Here is a 22,645-nt window from a genome sequence, read left to right as displayed (position 1 = left end):
AAACGTGAACAACACTGACATCAAGCTGGTTTCGGTGGTCATCCCCGTCTACAACGAGGAGGCCAGCCTGCCCGTGCTGCTGAGCCGGGTCACCGCCGCCTGCGATCAGCTGTCGCAGGATTACGAAGTGATCCTGATCGACGACGGCAGCCACGACGGCTCCACCGAGCTCATCAGCGAAGCCGCCGCCCGCGAGGGCAGCAAGCTGGTCGGGGTGCTGCTCAACCGCAACTATGGTCAGCATGCCGCCATCATGGCCGGCTTCGAGACCGCCAAGGGGGATCTGGTGATCACCCTGGATGCGGATCTGCAGAACCCGCCGGAGGAGATCCCCCGCCTGGTGGAGGCCGCCATGCAGGGCTACGACGTGGTGGGCACCATGCGCCGCAACCGCCAGGACTCCTGGTTTCGCAAGACCGCCTCCAAGCTCATCAACAAGTCGGTGCAAAAGGCCACCGGCGTGCACATGAGCGACTACGGCTGCATGCTGCGCGCCTATCGCCGCCACATCATCGACGCCATGCTCTGCTGCCAGGAGCGCAGCACCTTCATCCCCATCCTGGCCAACAGCTTCGCCCGCCGCACCATAGAGCTGGAAGTGGGCCATGCCGAGCGGGCCCATGGCGAGTCCAAGTACGGGCTGATGCACCTCATCAACCTGATGTATGACCTGGTCACCTGCATGACCACCACCCCGCTGCGTCTGCTCAGCATCGTCGGCAGCGTGGTGGCGGGTATTGGTTTCGTCTTCTCCATCCTGCTGATCCTGATGCGCCTGGTAATGGGCGCCGACTGGGCCGCCGATGGCGTCTTCACCCTCTTTGCCATTCTCTTCACCTTTGTCGGCGTGCAGCTGCTGGGCATGGGGCTGCTGGGAGAGTACATAGGCCGCATGTACACAGACGTGCGCGCCCGTCCCCGCTACTTCATCCACCGGATCGTGCGCACCGCCACCACCCCTTCGCAACAGGAAGCTGAACAATGAAAGTCGTCGTCTTTGCTTATCACGATATCGGTTGCACCGGCATCGAGGCCCTGCTCGAGGCAGGCTACGAGATCCAGGCCGTCTTCACCCACGCCGACGATCCGGGCGAGAACCGCTTCTTCGGCTCGGTCGCCCAGCTCTGCGCCGAGCACAACCTGCCGGTCTACTCCCCCGAGGACGTGAACCACCCGCTCTGGATCGAGCGCATCCAGGAGCTGGCGCCCCAGGCCCTCTTCTCCTTCTACTACCGTAACATGCTCAAGCAGGCGATCCTCGACATCCCGACCGTCGGCGCCTTCAACCTGCACGGCTCCCTGCTGCCCGCCTACCGCGGCCGCGCCCCCATCAACTGGTGCCTGGTCAACGGCGAGACCGAGACCGGCATCACCCTGCACCAGATGACCGCCAAACCCGATGCCGGTGCCATCGTCGCCCAGCAGGCGGTGACCATTGCCGACGACGACACCGCACTGACCCTGCACGGCAAGGTGCGTCTCGCCGCCCGGGCGCTGCTGGAGCAGGAGCTGCCCAAGCTGCGCGCCGGCGACATCCGCCTCACCCCGCAGGATGAGAGCAAGGCCAGCTACTATGGCCGCCGCACCCCGGCCGATGGCGAACTGCACTGGCACCGCCCGGCCCGCGAACTGCACAACCTGGTGCGCGCCGTCACCCAGCCCTACCCGGGCGCCTTCAGCTTCGCCGGTGATCGCAAGCTGACGGTGTGGAAGAGCCACTGGCTGGCCCAGCAGAGCGACAAGCAGCCGGGCACCATCCTGAGCCAGGAGCCGCTGCGCATCGCCTGCGGTGAAGGGGTGCTGGAGATCGTGGCCGGTCAGGCCGAAGGGGGGCTCTATGTGCGCGGCGCCCAGCTGGCCCGCGAACTGGGGCTGGTGGAAGGGATGAAGATCGGCGCTAAGGCGAGCAATGCCCTGCGCAAGGCGCGGCTGACCCGGGTGCTGATCCTCGGCGTCAACGGCTTCATCGGCAACCACCTGACCGAGCGCCTGCTCCAGGATGGCGGCTACGAGGTGTATGGCCTCGACATCGGCTCCAGTGCGGTGGATCGTTTCATCGGCCACCCCAACTTCCACTTCGTGGAAGGGGACATCAGCATCCACACCGAGTGGATCGAGTATCACATCAAGAAGTGCGACGTGATCCTGCCGCTGGTGGCCATCGCCACCCCCATCGAGTACACCCGCAACCCGCTGCGCGTGTTCGAGCTCGACTTCGAAGAGAACCTCAAGATCGTCCGCTACTGCGTGAAGTACAACAAGCGCATCATCTTCCCCTCCACCTCCGAGGTGTACGGGATGTGCGACGATCACAGCTTCGATGAAGACAGCTCCCGCCTCATCGTCGGCCCCATCAACAAGCAGCGCTGGATCTACTCGGTCTCCAAGCAGCTGCTGGACCGCGTCATCTGGGCCTACGGCAAGAAAGAGGGGCTCAACTTCACACTGTTCCGTCCCTTCAACTGGATGGGGCCGCGTCTGGACAGCCTGGACTCCGCCCGCATCGGCAGCTCCCGCGCCATCACCCAGCTGATCCTCAACCTGGTGGACGGCACCCCGATCCAGCTGGTGGACGGCGGCACCCAGAAGCGCTGCTTCACCGACATCGAGGACGGCATCGAGGCCCTGTTCCGCATCATCGAGAACAAGGAGAACCGCTGCGACGGCCAGATCATCAACATCGGCAACCCGGACAACGAGGCCAGCATCCAGCAGATGGCCGAGATCCTGCTCGCCAAGTTCGAGGCTCACCCGCTGCGCGACCAGTTCCCGCCGTTTGCCGGCTTCAAGCTGGTGGAGAGCAAGTCCTTCTACGGCGACGGCTATCAGGACGTCTCCCACCGCCGGCCGAGCATCGCCAATGCCCGCCGCCTGCTGGACTGGGAACCGACCATCGAGATGGAAGAGACCATAGGCAACACCCTGGACTTCTTCCTGCAAGGAGCGGTCACCTCGGGAGTCGAGCATGACTGAGGTAGGTCTGCGGATCGACGTCGATACCTTCAGGGGGACCCGTGACGGGGTGCCCCGCCTGCTGCAACTGCTCGACAAGCATCAGGTCAAGGGGAGCTTCTTCTTCTCGGTCGGACCGGACAACATGGGGCGCCACTTGTGGCGCCTGCTAAAACCCCGCTTTCTGCTGAAGATGCTGCGCTCCAACGCAGCATCCCTCTATGGGCTGGACATACTGCTGGCCGGCACCGCCTGGCCCGGCAAGTCCATCGGCAAGCAGCTCGGCTCCCTGATGCGCGACACCGACAGCGCCCGCCACGAGGTGGGGCTGCACGCCTGGGATCACCACGGCTGGCAGGCCAACACCGGCCACTGGGACGAAGCCGAGCTGATTCGTCAGACCCGGCTCGGGGTGGATGCGCTCAACCAGATCCTGGGGCGCGAAGTGGATTGCTCCGCCGCCGCCGGCTGGCGGGCCGACCCGCTCACCACCCAGGCCAAGGAGCAGTTCGGCTTTCGCTACAACAGCGACTGTCGCGGCAGCGGCCTGTTCCGGCCCCTGCTGCAGGACGGTCGCCCCGGCACCCCGCAGATCCCGGTCAACCTGCCCACCTTCGACGAGGTGGTGGGTCATCAGGTGACGGTCGACGGCTTCAACCGTTTCCTGCTGGATCAGCTGGCGACCCCACCGGTACAGGGCCCCCACGTCTACACCATCCATGCCGAAGTGGAAGGGATCGTGATGGCGGATCAGTTCGATGCCCTGCTCGGCGAAGCCAGGGCGCGCGGCATCCGCTTCGTGCCGCTCGGGGATCTGTTACCATCGGACCCGACCGGCTTACCTACCGGCCGGTTGGTACGCGGCACCCTGCCCGGACGGGAGGGCTGGCTCGGCTGCAAGGCCGAGGCCTGAGATGAATGACGCCACCTCGGGTGGCAGGACTAACATCGCGCTAATCACACCATGCAACAGAGGATGTCATGACGTTGACCAAGTGGGCCCTGCCCCTGTTCTTTCTCTTCTTTTACCTGCTGCCGCTCGACCAGCGGCCGCTCTGGAGCCCGGACGAAAACCGCTACGCCGAAATAAGCCGGGAGATGGTGAGCACCGGAGACTGGGTGGTCCCCCACTTCCTGGGCTTGCGCTACTTCGAGAAGCCCATCGCCGGCTACTGGTTCAACAGCATCAGCCAGCAGCTGTTCGGTGACACCAACTTCGCCGTGCGCTTCGCCTCGGCCGCCGCCACCGGCCTCAGTGCCGTACTCATCTTCTGGTTCGCCCTGCAACTGTGGCAGTGCCGGCGCAAGGCCTTCCTCGCCGGGCTCATCTATCTGTCGCTGCTGCTCGTCTACGGCATCGGCACCTACAGCGTACTGGACGCCATGGTGACCCTCTGGCTCAACGCCGCCATGGTGAGCTTCTACATCATCCGCAAGGAGGGTTCCCTTGCCAGCCGGGTCGGTGGCTATCTGCTGTTCGGCCTCGCCTGCGGCATGGGCTTTCTCACCAAGGGCTTCATCGCCCTGGCGGTGCCGGTGGTGGTCATAGTGCCCTACGTCATCTATCAACGCCGTCTGCTCGAGCTGGTGCGCTTCGGGCCGCTGGCCATCCTGAGTGCAGCCCTGCTGGCAGCCCCCTGGGCCATCGCCGTGCACCTGCGCGAGCCGGACTACTGGCACTACTTCTTCTGGATTGAGCACATCCAGCGCTTCGCCGCCGACAACGCCCAGCACAAGGCGCCGTTCTGGTACTACCTGCCCATGGGACTGCTCGGCACCCTGCCCTGGCTCGGCCTGCTGCCCGGCGCCCTGCGCAAAGGCTGGCAGGAGCGCAAGATAAACCCGGAGACCCTCTACCTGCTGGCCTGGGTGGTGTTGCCCTTCCTCTTCTTCAGCGTGGCCAAGGGCAAGCTGATCACCTACATACTGCCCTGCTTCGCCCCGCTGGCCATGCTGATGGCCGCCAGCGCCGTCGACCTGCTCAAGGAGGGGAAAGAGCGGGCCTTCAAGGTCAACGCCTGGCTGAACGGCCTGTTCGGCCTCATCGGCCTGATCGTGATGGCGGTGCTGGCCTTCTCCCCCCGTCACGCCGTCTATGGCGAGGAGGATCACGGTGCGCTGGCGGTGGCCATGGTCATCTTCGCCGGCTGGAGTCTGCTCGGCTTCGTTCAGCTCAAGGCCATCAGCCAGCGCTGGACCCTGAGCGCGCTCTGCCCCATGGTGCTGGCCATCGGCCTGCCCTGGGCACTGCCGCAATCGCTGATCGACTCCAAGCTGCCGGAGCGCTTCATCGAGGCCAACCAGGCCGTGCTGATGAAGTCAGGCACCCTGCTGGCCAACGACGTCGGGCTGGCCTCCTCCCTCGCCTGGGGCACCCGGCGCAGCGAGATCAACCTGTTCGACAGCAAGGGGGAGGTCCATTACGGCCTCAGCTACCCGGATGCAGCGGGGCGCTACGTGGCCCGCGCCGACTTCCCGGCCTGGCTGGCAGAGGCGCGTAAAAATGGCCAGGTAGCCCTGCTGATGAAGACGGATCGCGACGGCAACACCGGGCCCGTGCCCCCCGCCGACGAGACCATCGTCAGCCACCGGCTGACCCTGCTCATCTACCACGGGGACCAGTGATGGACATACTGCTGCTGTTGCTGGTGTGCCTGCTGACCTGCAGCGGCCAGATGCTGCAAAAGCAGGCGGTCATCAGCTGGCAGCGCCGCCCCTGCAACCACTGGCAGAAGCTGCGCTCACCCTGGCTCATCGCCAGCGTGGCGGCCCTCGGCTGCGGCATGCTGCTCTGGATCTACCTGCTGCAGCGGCTGCCGCTCGGCATGGCCTACCCCATGCTCAGCATCAATCTGGTGCTGGTGCTGGTGGGCTCCAGACTGTTCTTTCACGAGCAGATCAGCTATCACAACTGGCTGGGGGTGGGCGCCATCATAGTGGGCGCCCTGCTGCTGGGAGGTTTGCTATGAGCGACGGTCATCAGCAGGCGCTGAAGGGGTATCTCTACGTGCTCGGCAGCATAGTGCTGGTGACGGTGGCCCAGCTCGGCATGAAGTGGGGGGCGATCCAGTTGCCGGCCTGGCAGCCGGATCTCGCCCTGATGCTGGCCCATCCGCTGCCGCTGCTGGTGATCCTGGCCGGCATCGGCTGCTATGTGCTGTCGCTGCTCTGCTGGCTGGCGGCGCTGCACTCCACCCCGCTCAACATCGCCTACCCCCTGCTCAGTACCAGCTATGCGCTGGTCTACCTGCTGGCGGTCAACATCCCGCTCTTCGCCGAGCCGCTGGAGCCGGGCAAGGCGCTCGGGGTGCTATTTATCCTGCTGGGGGCCGTGCTGGTGGGGATCAAGCCTGCTGCCAGCAACAAGCAGGCAGACTAGTTTTTCTCTTGTTTGTCGCAAGGGCTGCCACGGCAGCCCTTTTTTTGTCTGCCGCCGATGCTGGCACGCCAGCGAAGCAGTTGCGCGGCGGTACTGTCAGACCGCACACTTGACCGTACTCGGAACATGCCCTTATAACGGAAACTCCCAAGGAAGAGAGAATTCTATGTCGGCCAAGCATCCCATCATTGCGGTTACCGGTTCGTCCGGTGCCGGCACCTCCACCTCCACCATCGCCTTTCGCTCCATGTTTCATCAGCTCGGTTATCAGGCGGCCGTGGTGGAAGGGGACAGTTTTCACCGCTACACCCGCCCGGAAATGGACGTGGCGATCCGCAAGGCGCGCGAACAGGGGCGCCACATCAGCTATTTCGGTCCCGAGGCGAATGACTTCGGCCTGCTGGAGAGCTTCTTCCAGGAGTACGGCCAGAACGGCAGCGGCCAGTATCGGCGCTACCTGCACAGCTTCGACGAGGCGGTGCCCTTCAACCAGATGCCGGGCACCTTCACCCCCTGGCAGAACCTGCCGAACGACACCGACCTGCTGTTCTACGAGGGGCTGCACGGCGGCGTGGTCACCGAGGAACACAACGTGGCCCGCCACGTGGACTTTCTCATCGGGGTGGTGCCCATCGTCAACCTGGAGTGGATCCAGAAACTCATTCGCGACACCTCGGAGCGCGGCCATTCCCGCGAAGCGGTCACCGACTCCATCGTCCGCTCCATGGACGACTACATCAACTTCATCACCCCCCAGTTCTCCCGCACCCACATCAACTTCCAGCGGGTGCCGACGGTGGACACCTCCAACCCCTTCAGCGCCAAGGTGATCCCGAGCCTGGACGAGAGTATGCTGGTGATACGGTTTCGCGGCATCAAGCAGGTGGATTTCCCCTACCTGTTGTCGATGATCGACGGGTCCTTCATGTCGCGGATGAACACCATAGTGGTGCCGGGAGGCAAGATGGGCTTCGCAATGGAGCTGATCCTGCGCCCGCTGATCCAGCAGCTGCTCGAAACCGGCAAGATCACCTGAGCCAAGGAGCTGACGATGCGGTTAGCATTTATCTCTGTGGGATTGGCCGCCCTGCTGGGCGGCTGCAGCAGCGGCCCCGCTGCACCGATCCTGGAGGCGGGCACCATGGTGGTGCGCCCGGCGGCCAGCTGGCCGTTCGGGGCGACACCGCGCTATGCGCTGGCCGAGCAGTTCCAGTATGCCGGCGACAGCGCCGAGGGCTGGCTGGAGCCGGTCCAGCAGGCGGTCAACCAGGCGCTGGGCAGCAAAGGGTGGCAGAGCGTGCCCCTCGACGAGGCCGACCTCTGGGTCGCCATCGGGGTGGCCGGCAGCAAGGATCTGAGCGACGGCGAGATCTTCGCCCGCCTCGGCATGACGCCTGGGCTGCAGGCCAAGGCCGATGCCCGCAAGGGGACCCTGGCCATAGTGCTGCTCGACCGGCGTACCCAGCAGGCGGTGTGGAGCAGCGCCATCTCCCTGGCCAGCGACGTGGCCATCGCCGAAGGGGATCGCCAGCAGCTGAGCCGGCAGCTGGCCGCCAAGATGCTCGACTCCCTGCCCACCCGCTGATCCCTTCCTTTAAATGCAAAACGGCCTGCATCAAGCAGGCCGTTGCGATCACACCATGACAGTCACTTGCGCTGGCAAGTCAGCAGGGTTACCCCTTTCTGGCTGAGGATGGCCTGCTTCTCCTGGTTCCAGAAGGTGGTGACACCGTCGGAATACTTGGCACCGGACTCCGCCTCGACCCGGCCCAGCTTGTGGTAGACGCCGGCATAGGGGAACTGCACCATGTCGGCCTGGGCGTCATAGGTCACGGCCAGCATCTCTTCACCACACTGGTACTGGTTGAACTGGTATTGGGTCGGCTGCGGCATGCTGCAGGCCGCCAGTCCCAGCAGGGGGAGCAACACTATCATTTTTTTCATTGCACTTTCCTTATGTCATGGCGTTATTCGATCGGAATAATCACAGCTATCAGGCTTCAACAATTTGATAACTATGGGTAATTTCTACCGCTTTTTCCAACATCAGGGAAACTGAACAATATTTTTCCATCGACAGATCCACCGCGCGGGCCACCTGTTTCTCGGCCAGCCCCTTGCCGGTCACCACGAAGTTGAGGTGGATCTTCTCGAACACCCGCGGTACCGAGTCCGCCCGCTCTCCGGCCAGCTCCACATGACAGGCGGTCACGGATTGACGCGCCTTCTCCAGAATGGAGACCACATCAATTGAGCTGCAACCACCCACCGCCAGCAGGATCATCTCCATCGGGCTGGCACCCTCGCCGGGGTTGGCGCCGTCCAGGATCACCTGGTGACCGGACTCACTCTCGCCCACAAACTTCATGCCTTCCACCCAGCTGACCTTGGCTTTCATTTCACTTTTCCTCTTGATGACGACAGATCTGACCGACATAGCATACCCCAGACGGCGCGACAGCGGCACATATCCGCCATTTTCACGAACTTCCGGGCTAACTAGATCAAAATCAACATCTGATGCCCCCAGCTTCCTTACAATGGCGAACGGAGCGCAGCAGGGGTTGCAAGGGGAGCTGGCAAAAGCCCTCAAAGCCTTGTCAGCACAGACAAAGGCTCTTATCCTACTGCGACTAATACAAGGAATGGCAAGGTTGGCAGCTTGCCCGGACGCACGAGTCCATAAAAAGACACTACAGAGGAATTCTCATGGTCATTGGCAAACCGCAAAGCGATCCCACCCTGGAATGGTTCTTGTCGCACTGCCACATTCATAAGTATCCCGCCAAGAGCACCCTGATCCACGCGGGTGAGAAGGCGGAAACCCTCTACTACATCGTCAAGGGCACTGTGGCCGTCTTGATCAAGGACGATGAAGGCAAGGAGATGATCCTCTCCTATCTGAACCAGGGCGACTTCCTGGGCGAGATGGGTATGTTCGAGGAGAACGAGAATCCCGAGCGTTCCGCCTGGGTGCGTGCCAAAGGCTCCTGCGAAGTGGCCGAGATCTCCTACAAGAAGTTCCGCCAGCTGATCCAGGTCAACCCGGAAATCCTGATGCGCCTCTCAGGCCAGATGGCCAAGCGGCTGCAGCACACCAGCCAGAAGGTCGGCAACCTCGCCTTCCTGGACGTGACCGGCCGGATCGCCCAGACCCTGCTGAACCTGGCCAAACAGCCGGATGCCATGACCCACCCGGACGGCATGCAGATCAAGATCACCCGTCAGGAGATAGGCCAGATCGTCGGCTGCTCCCGCGAGACCGTCGGCCGGATCCTCAAGATGCTCGAAGAGCAGGAGCTGATCTCCGCCCACGGCAAGACCATAGTGGTGTTCGGCACCCGCTGATCCCCGCTACTGGCGGCCCCGCACTGGGTCGCCGGATAAAGAAGGCTGCCACGGCAGCCTTTTCTGATCGCCTCCCCTATAATCCCGAACGCCCCTGCCAGCACGGCTTTCGCCAAGAGAGATCCTATGCACCTTCAATGCCCCATTTGCCGCAGCCCCCTTCAGCTGCATGACGCCTCCAAGGGGCGCTACTGCGCCAACAAGCACCACTTCGATCCCGCCCCGGAAGGCTATCTTGATCTCATCCCCGGCAAGAAGAACCCCAAGGACAGTGACAGCCGCGCCCTGATGCGCGCCAAGCGCCACTTCCTGGAGCAGGGCCACCAGCTGCCGCTGGTCGAGGCGATGGCCAGCCTGCTCGCCCCCCTCGAACCGCGCGAGCTGATCCACCTGGGCTGTGGCGAGGGCTACTACTGCCGCGCCCTGGCCGAACGGCTGCCGGGCTGGCAGTTTGCCGGCGTCGACATCGCCAAGAACACCATCTTCGCCGCCAACAAGGCGCAGCCGGAGGGTCAGTTCGTCATCGCCGATCCGGCCCGTGCCCCCATCATGCCGGGCACGGCCCAGCTGCTGCTGGTCAACGATCTCAAGGTCAAGACCGAGCTGCTGGTCAACTGGCTGGCACCAGGCGGCTACCTCCTCTACCTGCAGCCGGGGCCGCGCCATCAGTGGCAGCTGAGGGTCAGCCTCAACCCGGTCAGCATGGAGCACCCGCTGAGCTGGCCGAGCCTGGCCGGCCTCGACCCCATGGGTCAGCTGCGCTGCCAGTTCAGCATGCAGATGGATCAGGGCCTGCGCGAGCACATTCTGGAGACCAGCCGCCTCGGCTGGCGTGCCAGCGGCGAGCAGCGTCACGCCTTCACCCACCAGGGGCCGGACGCGCTGGAGCAGGATCTGCTGCTGAGCCTGTGGCAAAAGCCGCTGTGAGCGCATTCATCCCATGAAAAAAGGCCCTGACGGGCCTTTTTTATTGCGCAGAATCGCCGTTACAGCTTGATCCAGGCATCGCTCCAGGCCGTGCCCTTGCCGGGCTCATAGGCCCAGGCCGCACCGGCACACCAGCCGGTGTAGGGATGGGGCTTGCACTGGTAGTTGCCCCCCAGGTTGCTCACCTTGTCACCGGCTTTGTAGGCAGTGCCCTCCTTATAGGGCGGGTTACCATCCGGCGGCGTGGTACCGCCGCTGCCCTTGATCAGGATCTCGTGGGTGGCGCTGCGGCTCAGCCCCTTGTCGTCGGTCACCTTGAGCACGAAGCCGTAGCGGGTGTCGCTGGCCGGGGTCGGCGGCAGGGTGGCACTCAGGGTGGACTGGGTCAGATCCGAGGCGCTGGCCCCGGCCGGCAGGGTCCAGGCGTAGCTGAGGGGCTTGCCTTCCGGATCGCTCGAGCCCTGGCCGGAGAGCAGCACGGTGGCGCCGCCCAGCGCCTCGCTCGGGCCACTGATGCTGGCCACCGGCGGCAGGTTGGTGCCACCACCGTTGTCCTCGATCACCACCTCGGGGAAGAAGTGCTGTACGCAGCGGCTGTAGTCACGCTCCTTGAAGGCGCTGAAACGGGTCTGGTAGCCCACCAGCTTGCAGGCATAGCTCTTGCCGCCATTGGGGTTGCCCGGTACATAGCTCCAGTCGTTCTCCCAGTAGATGGGCAGGGCGCCGGATCCAGCCTCGTCGAACACCTTCATGTTCTTGCAGCCGAGCACCTCGTCGGCGGGCACAGGCACCCCCAGATACTGGGCCTGGGCCTGGTAGTAGGTGATGCGGTTCTGGGACTGGGCATGTTCGGCCGCACCGCCGCACTCTACCCCGCCGTTGATGATCTGGGTGGTCACCCCGAAGCCCGGCACCAGGCCGTTCTGCCGGTCGTGGGCGTTGGGCTGCCAGGTGCCATCGACCACGTGCAGCATGGAGGGCTTGGGCGGCTGCGGATAGACGAAGAAGAAGACGGCGCTGGCCAGGTTGAGCCAGGTGTCCGCCACTTTCTCCGGGTTGTCCAGCAGGGTGCGCACTGTGCCGAACATGGCCTCGGAGAAGGGGCCGTAGTTGTAGTTGTACGACAGCTGCTTGGCACCGCGACCGAAGTAGCTCTTGAACTCGCCGTTGTCGAACTTGCCACACGGCCACTGCTGACCCTGCCACACCTCGGGGTTGCACTCGGCGTTGTAGCCGCCGCGCATCTGCTCGGTCCAGCCCATCTCGCGCACCCACACCAGGCCCTGGCGCCACTCGGGCTCGGGTCGCCAGTTCTCGTGGCCGCCGGTCTCCTGGGCGAAGTGGGCGAACATGGTGGCCAGCGACTTGCGGCAGATGGCCTCAGCGTTGCGCCCGTCGCTGTAGTCGCCACAGAAGGCCGGGAACTTGGCCACCGCCTGCAGGAAGCCGCGATAGGTGTACTCCGGCGCCCGCAGCGGGAACAGGAAGTTGAACTGCGACTCGCTGAGCAACCCCTCCACCCGTTTGACGTTGGCGGGGTTGAGCGGCAGGCCAGGGGCCACCGCCTCGACCACGGCGTTGTCGCGGGTGGCGATGGAGGCCTTGACCGCCGTCATGGCCGGGAAGTCGGTGAGCGCCTGCTCCCTGGCATCCAGCTCGCTCTGACTCAGGTAGACGGGGCTGCCGTCGGCGGTACCGCTGCCGCCCTGCGCGGGCGGGGCTATGCCCTCCCCGTCACCCGGTGGCGTCGCTTCACCCTCCCCCATCAGCGCCCACGGCGAGTCCCACTCGTTGGCCACCTGCAGCCCCGGGCTCTGGCCCGGATTGGCATACCACTTGGCCTCGTAGATCTGGCCGTTGAAGCTGACCTGGCTGCCGCCGGCATAGCCCTGATTGATGTCATAAGGGGTGGCGGCCCACAACTGGCCACTCAGACAGAGCGCGGCCAGCAGGGTGGCCACAGAGGACTTTCTTGTCATCATATTTACCTCTTGCTAGAGAAGGGCGGGGCTTGGCCCCCGCCCATGGCACCTCGCGTTGCGCGAGGCGAAAAGGGATCAACGCGTCGCCAGCGGCATGCCGTTGACCGTGTAGCCGAGCCCGGCCGGCGCAGCCGCAAGCTGGGCTTCAGCCTGTGACTGGTTGCGGCACAACACGCTGGCGCTGCGCGGCTCGCTCGCGGTCGGCACATTGACGTGGAACTTGTTCATCACGCTGGCGTTCAGCCTGTGGTTGGCCAGCTTGAAGCGCAGCAGGCCGTCGCGGGTCTCCACCTGCAGCTGGCAGTCGCTGTTGCCGAGCCGCTCGCCGTCATCGCCATAGGCAAAGCCGTAGGCGCCGTGCAGCGCCGGGTAGAGGTAGCTCGGCAGCTGACCCTGCGGGTCGTAGTAGCCGACCAGGGTGGTCACCGGCACGCCGAAGGCAGCGGGCTTGCGATCTACCGCCAGATCCGCCGGCGCCCCCTCGTTCCAGCGGCTGCCGTCTGAGGTGTAGCTCTTCTTGAAGCCGCGCGAGACGGTGATCTGCTGGCCGTTGATGAAGAGGGTGCTGTTGTAGCCGGCGTTGTGGTCGATGCTGACGATGCGGCCGCGATTGACCGCCGAGGCTGCTGGCAGCTGGATGTTGCGGGTCCAGTTGCCATCCCACATGGCCACCTTGACCAGATCGTACTCGGCCAGCAGGGCGGCCAGCCTGACCTCACCCAGGTCGCTCACCGGCGCGGTGATCTGCTCGGCGAGAGTGACCCGGTGGCGGTAGGGCTCCATCTTCGCCTGGCTTTCGTTCCACTTGCTGAAACCGGTAGGTGAGCTGGCATCGAACACCGCCTTGCTCTCGAGGAAGCGCTGGATGATGGCCGCCGAGTTGGGGGTGTAGAGGGTGAAGCGGTTGAAGCCGGAGAGCGGCTCGCCGCCGGCCATGGCGTCGAAGCCGAACTTGCGGCCATCAAACGGGGCCTGGCACTGACCGTCCAGGCAGGCGCTCTGGCCGCTGCGGCTCGCAAAGAAGTTGGGGATGAAGCGGTTCTTGTCGCCATCCCAGCCCCAGGTGGCGTTGATCTGGTCGGCGCTGCGGTGCACCGAGCCGGCAAAGCCGCCTACGTAGTGGCCGAGGCCGTAGTTGTGGCCCACCTCGTGGCTGAACTCGTTGCCAAGGGAGGCGTCTAGGGTGACGATGCCGCCCCCGCCGGAGCCGCCGTGCACCTGCACCCCGTTGGCGTACTTGCCACGGCTGTTGTGGGCCGCCAGCTGGGCCACCACGTAGGGATGGCTGCTCTCCCCCTCCCCGGCGGTGCTGTTGATGCCGTAGTTGGCGTTGTCGATGCCAAGGGAGATGAGCTCCTTGCCGATGCGTTGGCGCATGGTGCCGGTGTGCCAGCCCCCCTCGCTCGGATCAAAGTCGGTGAGCAGGGTGCCATCGGGCAGCATCACTTCCGGCAGCGCCAGCGGCGCATACTGGCTGACGACGAGGCGGCTGGCGGGAATGGTCTGGAAGTACTCCCGCTGGGCCTCTTTATCTTTGGCAAAGGCGAACTGGTCGCGCGGGCTGGTCAGCATGCCGATGTCGATGGTGTGAATGAGCAGCTCCCCCGGCGCCCCCACCTTGAGGTCGCTCAGCTCGCCGCTCAGATCCCCCTGGCTCAGGCGCAGGGTGAGGCCGGGCATGATCCACTCGGCCGGCAGCACGGCGCTCCAGGCGTCGCTGGCATAGGTGATGCCGTTGTTTTCCAGCTCGCCATCGCGGATCCACTGGCCGCGCACGAACTTGAACTGCTGGCTCTGGCCACGGGAGAGGGTCACCTGACGGCCGCTGAAGTAGACGGTGGAGTTGTAACCGGCATTGGAGGCGAGGCGCACCATCTTGCCCTCCAGGCTCGCATCGCGGGGCAAGAAGATGTCGCGCACCCAGCGGCCGTCGGCGGTCTGGATGGTGACCAGGGCATGGGGCTGCAGCTTGCCGAGCAGGAAGGCACCGCTCGGATCGCTCAGCCTGGCCAGCTCGCTGCTGCTGTTGATAAGGGTGCTGGTGCCGGGACCCGGGGTGAAGTCGACCCCCTCCTCCGGCGTTCCTTCCAGGTAGTAGGCGGTCTTGGGCAGGCGGGAGGGCGGCTCCAGCGTGAGGCTGCCGAGCAGCTTGCCGGCGCCGTCGCGGGCCTCTAGCGCCAGCGGCGCCTCGTTGCCGGCCTGCAGCGGGCGTACCAGCAGCAGGCTCTTGCGCAGGGCGGTGAGGCGGGGCTGGTTGTCACCCTCCCGCGGGTGGGCGGGCAGGATCTGGCTCTGGGCAAACTGGACCCCGGCCAGCAGCGATCCCTGCAGATCGTTCTGCGGGTGGGTGGTGTCAAAGACCAGTGGTGTGGGTGGCTGAACGGCGGCCAGCAGCGGGCCGCTTGCCAGGGCTGCGCCGATCAGGCAGGCAAGACGTGTGGTGCATGTGGTCATGGTGGTGCTCTTTTGTTGTTATGGGGGAAAAGGAGGGGCATGTCCTGCATGCCCCTGTGGATGGTGAATTACTTGCAGCTGGCGGCGCCGATGTCCTGCCAGACGTCGTGCTTGCCTGGCTCGTTGCCGCGGGTCCAGTACTGGGCCTTCCACTGGCGACCGTTGTGGCTGGTCACGTCACCTGCGTTGTAGGCGACATTGGCATCCCAACCCAGCTGCACCTGGCTTATCAGCTTCCACTGATCGGCGCTGCGGCTCGGCTCATTGCCCTGGGTCCAGTATTTGGCCTGCCATACCAGCTGGTTGTGGCTCACCTTCTCGCCACCGTTGTAGGTGGTTGCAGCCTTCCAGGCCGGCCAGTTGGCGGCATCCGGATCGGTGGCGTTGCAGTCGCCACCACCGCTGACCGGGGTCACGGTGAGGCGGGTAGCGGCCTGTGCATCCAGTGCGCCGTCGGTCACGGTGACAGTGAGGTCATAACCGGTCTCCACGGTTACTCTGGGGCCGGTCACTACCAGGGTCTTGCTGTTCTGACCACTGGCGGTGAGCCCGGCCGGCACGCTCCACTGATAGCTCAGGGTATCGCCGTTGGGATCGCTGGCGTTGGCGGTGATGCTCACCTGCTTGCCGGCCTGCACCGAGACCTTGTCCTGCACGGTAACGACCGGCGGCAGGTTCGGTTGCGGCGCCTTGTTGGTCACCACCACCTGATCCTTGGCGCTGAGGTTGTGGTCATCGGTCACGGTCAGCTCGAACACCAGATTGACGTCCTGGCTCACCGCATCGACGGCTACCTTGGCCTTGGCCTGGGTGGCGTCACTCAGGGTCGCCTTGGGACCGGAGATCTGGGCCCAGCTGTAGCTCAGTACCGCCCCTTCCGGATCGCGGGAGGAGGAACCGTCCAGCACTAGCTCGGCCGGCCCGGTCACCGCGAGATCGCTGCCGGCATTGGCCACCGGCGGCTTGTTGACCGGCGGTGTGCTATCGCCGTGGCCCAGCCCCTCGTGCATGGCGTTGAGAATGTCGCCGTTGTCGGCGTCGATTTCCCAGGCGAACATGCCGCCGAGCTGGTTGGCCAGCACGTACTGCCCCTTGGCCTTGACCGAGCGCTCGTCATCGAAGGTGATGAGCTCGCCGGTGGCAGCCTTGAACACGGACGGTGCCTCGGCCACTTCGTCATAGCTGTACTGCCAGTCGCCGGCCATCTTGCTCTTGGCGATGCCGCGGTAATCGATGACCCCCTTCTCCCAGATCCCTTCCGCTTCGGTGCCCGCAATCGGGCCGGTGGCGGTGCCGGTGAAGGGGTTGTTGCCCTGATACCCGCTGACGCCGGTCCAGCCGCGGCCATACATGGCGGCCCCCACCACCACCTTGCCGGGCTCGACGCCCTGACCCAGCAGCGCCTTGACCCCCTTGTCGGTGGTGTACTTGGTGTTGGGATCCCAGCTCGACTCGTAGAGCGCGGTCTGGTGACCCAACCCGGTGTTGGTCCAGGCGCCGTTGAAGTCGTAGCTCATCAGGAAGATGTGATTCATGTATTGCTGGGCGGCGCGATAGTCCACCTTGGCAATCTTGTCGCCGCCGGCACTGATGGCGGAGGTGAGCTCATAGGTGCGGCCCGTCTCTGCGCTCAGCTCGTCGAGCATGGCGCGCAGCTCCTTCATCAGCAGCACGTAGGTCTCGCCATCGGAGGGGCTGCCGAGGTTGGGGTTGGCCCCGAGGCCACCCGGGAATTCCCAGTCGATATCCACCCCGTCGAAGAATTTCCAGGTCTGCAGGAACTCCTTCACCGACCCGACGAAGGTGTCGCGCTTGGCCTTGTCACCGAAGAAGAAGAAGGGATCGGAGAGGGTCCAGCCACCGATGGAGGGGAGGATCTTCAGGTCCGGATAGGCCTTCTTGAGCGCCATCAGGTTGCCGAAGTTGCCCTTGTAGGGTTCGTCATAGGCGGTGAGATTGCCCTGCCCCATCTGGATGGCGGCCCAGGGATCGTGGATGGAGACCTTGAAGTCCTCGCGCCCGGCACAGGAGCGCTGCAGCGCCTCGAAGCTGCCGGAGATCTCTTTGAGGCTGTCATTGATGCCGTTGCCACCGCAGATCGGGGTGAAGCCGTAGAGGATGTGGGTCAGGTTCTGGGCCGGGATCTTGTCCACGGTGAACTTGCGACCATAGACCCCCCACTCCACGTAGTAGGCCCCCATCACCTTGCCGGTCTTGTTGACGTAGGGCTTGTTGTTCTCCTGGAGCGGCGCCTTGAGCGGCAGCAGGTGGCTGCCGTCGGTGTCGGCCACCAGGATCTCTTTCTTGTCGGAGAGGGTGCAACCGTCGGCGTTGCACAGGGCCACCTGCATCTGGTAGCGGCCCCCCTGGGTGACCTTGAAGTTAGCGGTGCCGGAGGCGGAGGCGGCGCCGGACCATACCTCCTTGCCGTCGAGCAGCACCTTGGCGGTCTGGCCGACATCACCGGACCAGAGGTTCCAGCTCACGCTGACCGGGGCACCATCCTTGTGAACCGTCACCAGCTTGTTGTAGGAGGTGGCGGCCTGGTCCACTTCGACGATGGCGAACTTGGTTTCGCCCCAGCCGATGGTGGGTTTGCCGGGGGCGGCAGCGAAGGCGGAGGAGGCGCAGAGCCCCCCGACGATCAGTGCCAGTACGGAGGGTTTTGGACTTAACATAGTTGAATATCCTTATTTCGTTCTTGGAATAGATAACGAAAAAGGCAACGCAACCTGACAGGTAACGCAGACAACATCGCACCATGGCTTGGCCCATGGACGAAACAACCTGTGGTGGCCCCGCTATCTTAGGTACCGCTGACCCTTAGACCGGAAGCTTTGCGTCCCGGACTTTCGTCCGGTTTGCCTTTTGCACAACTTGATTTGCGATAAAAATAATCGCGACCTGACTATAAGGGAGTCAAAGGAGAGAGGGCAAACCCCTGATTGATTATTAATAAGTCACTTTTTACCGATTTTGAGCCTCAAACGAGAAGAAAAGGCACATTTCCGGGTCGGAAAGTGCCGATCTTGCCACTTGAGGGCCGCCGATTAAAAATCGGACGAATTCCCGGATTCGTGATCACCATCAAGTTTGGCCGGCCGCAAGATGCTGTTCATCAGCGCCCGCAACTTGAGCGGTTTGACCGGTTTGCTGATGTAGCCGTAACCGTGTTCCCGGATCTGCGCCTGCAGCTCGCTCTTGCGATCCGCGCTGATGATGATGCCGCCGATGTGGTTGCCGTGGGCGAGGCGCAGCATGTGCAGCGCCTGCAATCCGGTCTTGCCGTCGTCCAGATGGTAATCGGAGAGCACCAGCTGCGGCAGGAAGCCGCCGGCGATGAGATCCTCCGCCTGGGCCTGGCTCTGGGCGCACACCACCTCGCAGCCCCAGCGCCCCAGCAGTGACTGCATGGCGATCAGGATATCGCTCTCGTTGTCGATGCAGAGCACCCGGATCCCCTCCAGTTGGCTGTCGCGCTGGGCGGGGGCCGCCACCTGCGTCGTTGCGACAGGACGGGTCGCCAGGTTGAGGGTGACGGCAAACACCGAGCCCGCCCCCGGCCAGCTGCGCAGGGTCAGGTTGTGGCCGAGCACCAGGGCGATGCCGCGGGCGATGGCAAGGCCGAGCCCCAGTCCCTGCTCCCGCGCGGTGCGGGAGTGATCGAGGCGGGAGAACTCGTCGAAGATCGCCTCCTGCTTGTCGGCCGGAATGCCGGGGCCGTTGTCCCACACCTCGATGCGCACCTTGTCGCCGAGCCGGCGACAGCCGAGCAGCACCCGGCCGCCCGGGTTGTAACGAAACGCGTTGGTGAGGAAGTTTTGCAGCACCCGCCGCAACAGGCGCACGTCGCTGTAGACCGCGAGGCTGCTCTCCACCACCGAGAACTGGATCTCCCCTGCCTGGGCCAGCACCCCGAACTCCGCCTTGAGGTTGTCGAACACGTCGCGCAGGGCGAAATCCAGTTTCTTGGCCTTGAACTTGCCCGCCTCGAGGCGCGAGATGTCGAGCAGATCGGTGATGAGATCCTCGGTCGCCCCCAACGCATCGTCGATATGGCGGGCGATGCGGGCCGGCTCGTCCGCCGGCGGCAGCATCTCCAGCAGGGAGGAGGTGAACAGCTTGGCGGCGTTGAGGGGCTGGGTCAGATCGTGGCTCACCGCCGCCAGGAAGCGGCTCTTGGAGTGGTTGGCCCGCTCCACCTGCTGGTTCACCAGCAGCAATTGGCGGTTGAGCTCGGAGAGTTCGTGGGTGCGCTCGGCTACCCGCGCCTCCAGGTGTTCGTTGGCCTCGCGCAGCACCCGCTCGGCGTCGCGAAACGGGGTTATGTCGGTGAAGGTCATCACGAAGCCGCCCGCCGGCATGGGGTTGCCCTGCATCTCGATCACCCGGCCATCGGGGCGCTCGCGGGCCGAGATGTGCTGGCTGCCGCGCTGCATGAAGGCGACCCGCCGCGCCACCTGGGCCTCCACATCGCCGGGGCCGCACAGCCCCTGCTGGGCGTTGTAGCGAATGATCTCCTCGATGGGGCGGCCCACCTGGATGAGGCCGGGGGGATAGTGGAACTGCTCGATGTAACGCCGGTTCCAGGCCACCAGTTTCAGCTCCCTGTCCACCACCGAGATCCCCTGCCCCATGTGTTCGATGGCCCCCTGCAGCAGGCCGCGGTTGAAGCGAAACACGTCGGAGGCCTCGTCTACTATGGTGGCGATCTCTTCCAATTGCATGTTGCGCCCCTGCAGGGCCGAGGCCAGCACCAGCCGCGCGGACGAGGTGCCGAACACCCCGGCCAGCAGCCGCTCGGTGTGGGCGATGAGCTCGGCGGAGGCCTGCATCTGGGGCGCCAGGGTGCCGCCCCGCTCGCCTGCGAAGCGGCCGAAGGCGCGCTTGACCCGGCTCGAGCCGACGAAGCGGGCCGCCAGCATCTCCAGCTCCTTGACCGAAACCCGCGCCTGATAGAGCGCCGTGGTGTCGCGGCTCGGCTTGCCGACGAAGTTGGCCGCCTGCAGCCGCTCGCTCACCGCCGGACGGGAGAGCAGGGAGCCCGCCACATAGCCGACCAGGTTGAGCAACAGGCTCAGAAAGATGCACCAGGCCCCCAGGCTCAGATCGCGCACCGCGGGCCAGTCGGGCGGCGCCAGCAGGGTCGCCAGCGGCGAGCCGGCCAGCAGGCCGCTCTCCGCCAGCAGGGTGGCGAACCAGAGGCTCACCCCGAGGGCGAGGCCGAGATAGACCCCCTTGCGGTTGCCGTGCCGCCAGTAGAGGCCGAGCAGCAGGGCCGGCGCGAACTGGGCCACGGCACCGAACGACAGGTAGCCGATGCGTGACAGGCTGGTGAGATCCCCAAGCCAGAGGTAGAGCCCCCAGGCCGCCAGCAGGATCAGCAGGATGGCGCCGCGGCGCACCTGCAGCAGCAGGCGGACCAGCCGCTCGTCCCGCCCCTGCTGCCAGAAGCGGCGCAGCAGCACCGGCAGCACCAGATCGTTGCTGACCATGATGGCCAGCGCTATGGTGCAGACGATCACCATGCCGGTGGCCGCCGAGGTGCCGCCGAGAAACGCCAGCAGCGCCATGCCGTCGAACCCGAGCGACATGGGGAGGCTGATCACATAGGTATCCGAGGCCATGCCGGCCCCCACCCACTGCTTGCCAGCCAGCGCCAGCGGCCAGATGAAGAGCCCCATCATGAACAGGTAGAGCGGGAACAACCAGCGCGCCCAGTGCAGATCCTGGCCCTGATTGTTCTCCACCACGGTCACGTGAAACTGGCGCGGCAGGCAGATGACGGCGCACATGGCCACCAGGGTGTAGATGGCGAGCTCCAGCAGGCTGCCCGGCGTTACCGCCACCACCGCATCGAGAAAATCGCTGGCCACCAGGGTGCGGGCCTGGCTCGGCTTGCTGAGGATGAGCCAGAGCGCGAAGCTCCCCACCGCCATGAAGGCGAGCAGCTTGACCACGGATTCGAAGGCGATGGCCACCACCATGCCGCGGTGGTGCTCGGTGGCATCCAGGTGGCGGGTGCCAAACAAGATGCTGAACAGAGCCAGCAGCAGGGCCACCCCGAGGGCCAGCCCGGCGGTATTGCCGGTGGGGCCGGCAGGCACCGGGTTGGCCATCAGCAGATCCAGCCCGGTGACGATGGCTTTCAGTTGCAACACCAGGTACGGCAGTATGCCCATGATGGCGATCAGCGCGATCACCATGGCCAGGCGCTGGGATTTGCCGTAACGGGCGGCGATGAAGTCGGCGATGGAGGTGATGTGTTCGCGCTTGGCCACCAGGATGAGGCGGGCCAGCAGTCGCCAGCCGAACAGGAACACCAGCATGGGCCCCAGGTAGATGGGCACCGGCGACCAGGGCGACTCGCTGGCCTGGCCCACGGTGCCGAAGAAGGTCCAGGAGGTGCAGTAGACCGCCAGCGACAGGCTGTAGAGCAGGGGCTGGCCCTGCAGGCGACGCCGTTTGTTCTTGTCCGCCACGTAGGCGATCAGAAACAGCAGCCCCAGGTAGGAGAGCGACAATCCGATCAGCAACCATCCCTGGTGCATCTGTAACCTCTTGTCCGTGTTGAAGATTCAAGCGCAGCAGCAGCCAGTCTAGAGAGCTGCCCGGAAAATGTCATCTCCTTATTGCGACGAGAATTTATCGTTTTTCAATAAAAAACGGTTGAATAAATATCGAAAAACGATAAACATCTGTCTGTGTTTATTGAGAAACGATAACTCGGCGCTACGCGTGGCCCACCCTTTCACTCAAAGAGGTAAGCGATGAAACACAACAAGCTCGAACGCATGAGCAGCCTGATCGAATGGATCCTGCTGGCTACCCTGCTGGCCACCCCCGTCCTGACGGTCATGGGGGTCTGGTCACACCTGATCGGCGGCAGCGACTACCTGCAGCAGGAGCTGCAAGAAGCGCTGAATGTGGAAGAGAGTTCGGTGCTCGGCAAGGTGCCCCTGACCACGGAATCGCTCCCGCAGGCCAGCACCCAGCCCACCGTTGCCGACTATCCCCTCACTTTGGGGACCCGCCTGCTGGGCACCCTGGTGATGCTGCTGCCGGATCTGGTGTTCATGCTGATGCTGTGGCAGCTGCTCCAGCTGTTTCGCGGCTATCGGCAGGCCATGCTGTTCACCTTCAGCCAGATCCGTCGCTACCAATGGATCGGCCTGCTGCTCTGCGTCAGCTTCGTCACCAAGATAGGCACGACGCCGCTGCTGGACATAGTGCTCACCCTGCCGGGACCCGAGCTGCACGGCAAGATCAACATCAGCTCGTCGGACTTTCAGCTGCTGCTGGCCGGTCTGATCGTCTCGGCACTGGCCCTGGTGATGCGCGAGGCCAAACTGCTGGCCGATGAACAACAACTGACGGTGTGAGGATCCCATGCCCATCATCATCCGACTCGATGCCCTGCTGGCCGAACGCAAGATGACCGCCCGCGAGCTGGCCCTGCGGGTCAACATCACAGAGGCCAACCTCTCCATCCTGAAAAACGGCCATGCCAAGGCGGTTCGCTTCTCCACCCTGGAGGCGATCTGCCGCGAACTGGGCTGCCAGCCCGGGGATCTGCTGGCCTTCGAGGAGGAGCGTTGATCCC

18 protein-coding genes and 1 riboswitch are annotated in these 22,645 nt (G+C 64.4%); of the genes, 12 read left to right on the top strand and 6 right to left on the bottom strand.

What is annotated here, in order from left to right:
- Positions 1 to 4: 4 nt before the first annotated feature.
- The 8 genes from arnC to AB5Y98_RS01240 all read left to right on the top strand — a co-directional run bounded on the left by arnC (position 5) and on the right by AB5Y98_RS01240 (position 7,916).
- Positions 5 to 985: an undecaprenyl-phosphate 4-deoxy-4-formamido-L-arabinose transferase gene (gene arnC / locus AB5Y98_RS01275; RefSeq protein WP_005304019.1), complete on the top strand. Its 981-nt coding sequence runs from the start codon at positions 5 to 7 to the stop codon at positions 983 to 985.
- Complete coding sequence (arnA, locus tag AB5Y98_RS01270; protein ID WP_368231156.1) at positions 982 to 2,973, top strand: bifunctional UDP-4-amino-4-deoxy-L-arabinose formyltransferase/UDP-glucuronic acid oxidase ArnA; 1,992 nt, start codon at positions 982 to 984, stop codon at positions 2,971 to 2,973. The genes arnC and arnA overlap by 4 nt, the downstream gene beginning before the upstream one ends.
- Entirely contained in the window at positions 2,966 to 3,865 is a 900-nt protein-coding gene (gene arnD / locus AB5Y98_RS01265; RefSeq protein WP_042049585.1) for a 4-deoxy-4-formamido-L-arabinose-phosphoundecaprenol deformylase, read from the top strand. Before arnA ends, arnD begins: the two co-directional genes overlap by 8 nt.
- Before the next feature lie 68 nt (positions 3,866 to 3,933).
- Positions 3,934 to 5,577, top strand: coding sequence for a lipid IV(A) 4-amino-4-deoxy-L-arabinosyltransferase (gene arnT, locus AB5Y98_RS01260; RefSeq protein ID WP_368231154.1), 1,644 nt, complete (start codon positions 3,934 to 3,936; stop codon positions 5,575 to 5,577).
- The gene (locus tag AB5Y98_RS01255) at positions 5,577 to 5,921 is read left to right on the top strand and encodes an EamA family transporter (protein ID WP_005304030.1); all 345 of its coding nucleotides are present in this window, start codon (positions 5,577 to 5,579) and stop codon (positions 5,919 to 5,921) included. Before arnT ends, AB5Y98_RS01255 begins: the two co-directional genes overlap by 1 nt.
- A complete protein-coding gene (gene arnF / locus AB5Y98_RS01250) occupies positions 5,918 to 6,331 on the top strand; it encodes a 4-amino-4-deoxy-L-arabinose-phosphoundecaprenol flippase subunit ArnF (protein ID WP_368231152.1) in 414 nt (137 codons plus the stop codon). The genes AB5Y98_RS01255 and arnF overlap by 4 nt, the downstream gene beginning before the upstream one ends.
- A 166-nt stretch (positions 6,332 to 6,497) precedes the next feature.
- Entirely contained in the window at positions 6,498 to 7,367 is an 870-nt protein-coding gene (locus AB5Y98_RS01245; protein WP_019840217.1) for a phosphoribulokinase, read from the top strand.
- Between the two features lie 15 nt (positions 7,368 to 7,382).
- Entirely contained in the window at positions 7,383 to 7,916 is a 534-nt protein-coding gene (locus AB5Y98_RS01240; protein WP_368231149.1) for a DUF4136 domain-containing protein, read from the top strand.
- 62 nt (positions 7,917 to 7,978) lie between these two features.
- Here the strand turns inward: AB5Y98_RS01240 and AB5Y98_RS01235 are convergent, their stop codons facing one another.
- Both AB5Y98_RS01235 and AB5Y98_RS01230 read right to left on the bottom strand, forming a co-directional pair.
- A complete protein-coding gene (locus AB5Y98_RS01235; RefSeq protein ID WP_005304042.1) occupies positions 7,979 to 8,275 on the bottom strand; it encodes an MliC family protein in 297 nt (98 codons plus the stop codon).
- Between the two features lie 49 nt (positions 8,276 to 8,324).
- Entirely contained in the window at positions 8,325 to 8,729 is a 405-nt protein-coding gene (locus AB5Y98_RS01230; protein WP_005304045.1) for an OsmC family protein, read from the bottom strand.
- A 311-nt stretch (positions 8,730 to 9,040) separates the two neighbouring features.
- Here AB5Y98_RS01230 and crp point away from each other — a divergent pair, with 311 nt between their 5' ends.
- Positions 9,041 to 9,679, top strand: coding sequence for a cAMP-activated global transcriptional regulator CRP (gene crp / locus AB5Y98_RS01225; RefSeq protein ID WP_005304048.1), 639 nt, complete (start codon positions 9,041 to 9,043; stop codon positions 9,677 to 9,679).
- Positions 9,680 to 9,805: 126 nt separating this feature from the next.
- Positions 9,806 to 10,606, top strand: a complete 801-nt coding sequence (locus tag AB5Y98_RS01220; protein ID WP_005304051.1) for a putative RNA methyltransferase — start codon at positions 9,806 to 9,808, stop codon at positions 10,604 to 10,606.
- Between the two features lie 59 nt (positions 10,607 to 10,665).
- Here AB5Y98_RS01220 and AB5Y98_RS01215 read toward each other — a convergent pair whose 3' ends face one another.
- From AB5Y98_RS01215 to AB5Y98_RS01200, 4 genes are all read right to left on the bottom strand, one after another.
- Positions 10,666 to 12,588: a glycoside hydrolase family 19 protein gene (locus tag AB5Y98_RS01215; RefSeq protein WP_368231147.1), complete on the bottom strand. Its 1,923-nt coding sequence runs from the start codon at positions 12,586 to 12,588 to the stop codon at positions 10,666 to 10,668.
- A 75-nt stretch (positions 12,589 to 12,663) separates the two neighbouring features.
- Positions 12,664 to 15,042 carry a M66 family metalloprotease gene (locus AB5Y98_RS01210; protein WP_368231145.1) on the bottom strand — a complete coding sequence of 793 codons (2,379 nt, stop codon included), beginning with the start codon at positions 15,040 to 15,042 and terminating at the stop codon, positions 12,664 to 12,666.
- Between the two features lie 68 nt (positions 15,043 to 15,110).
- Positions 15,111 to 17,720 carry a glycosyl hydrolase family 18 protein gene (locus tag AB5Y98_RS01205; RefSeq protein ID WP_368231143.1) on the bottom strand — a complete coding sequence of 870 codons (2,610 nt, stop codon included), beginning with the start codon at positions 17,718 to 17,720 and terminating at the stop codon, positions 15,111 to 15,113.
- A 110-nt stretch (positions 17,721 to 17,830) separates the two neighbouring features.
- Positions 17,831 to 17,918, bottom strand: a riboswitch (cyclic di-GMP riboswitch).
- Between the two features lie 174 nt (positions 17,919 to 18,092).
- Positions 18,093 to 21,593, bottom strand: coding sequence for a NahK/ErcS family hybrid sensor histidine kinase/response regulator (locus tag AB5Y98_RS01200; protein ID WP_368231141.1), 3,501 nt, complete (start codon positions 21,591 to 21,593; stop codon positions 18,093 to 18,095).
- Between the two features lie 219 nt (positions 21,594 to 21,812).
- On the opposite strand from AB5Y98_RS01200, the gene AB5Y98_RS01195 reads away from it, so the two are divergent.
- Together AB5Y98_RS01195 and AB5Y98_RS01190 are read left to right on the top strand one after the other, a co-directional pair.
- On the top strand, positions 21,813 to 22,424 hold the full coding sequence (locus tag AB5Y98_RS01195) for a DUF2975 domain-containing protein (protein ID WP_017782088.1): 612 nt from the start codon (positions 21,813 to 21,815) through the stop codon (positions 22,422 to 22,424).
- A 7-nt stretch (positions 22,425 to 22,431) separates the two neighbouring features.
- A complete protein-coding gene (locus tag AB5Y98_RS01190) occupies positions 22,432 to 22,641 on the top strand; it encodes a helix-turn-helix transcriptional regulator (protein ID WP_005304071.1) in 210 nt (69 codons plus the stop codon).
- Positions 22,642 to 22,645 lie beyond the last annotated feature (4 nt).

The sequence above is a fragment of the Aeromonas sp. s3 genome (assembly GCF_040907805.1).
Classification (GTDB): Bacteria; Pseudomonadota; Gammaproteobacteria; order Enterobacterales; family Aeromonadaceae; genus Aeromonas; species Aeromonas dhakensis.
Note: the sequence above shows the minus strand (reverse complement) of the source record. Positions and strands in the feature narration are given on the sequence as shown.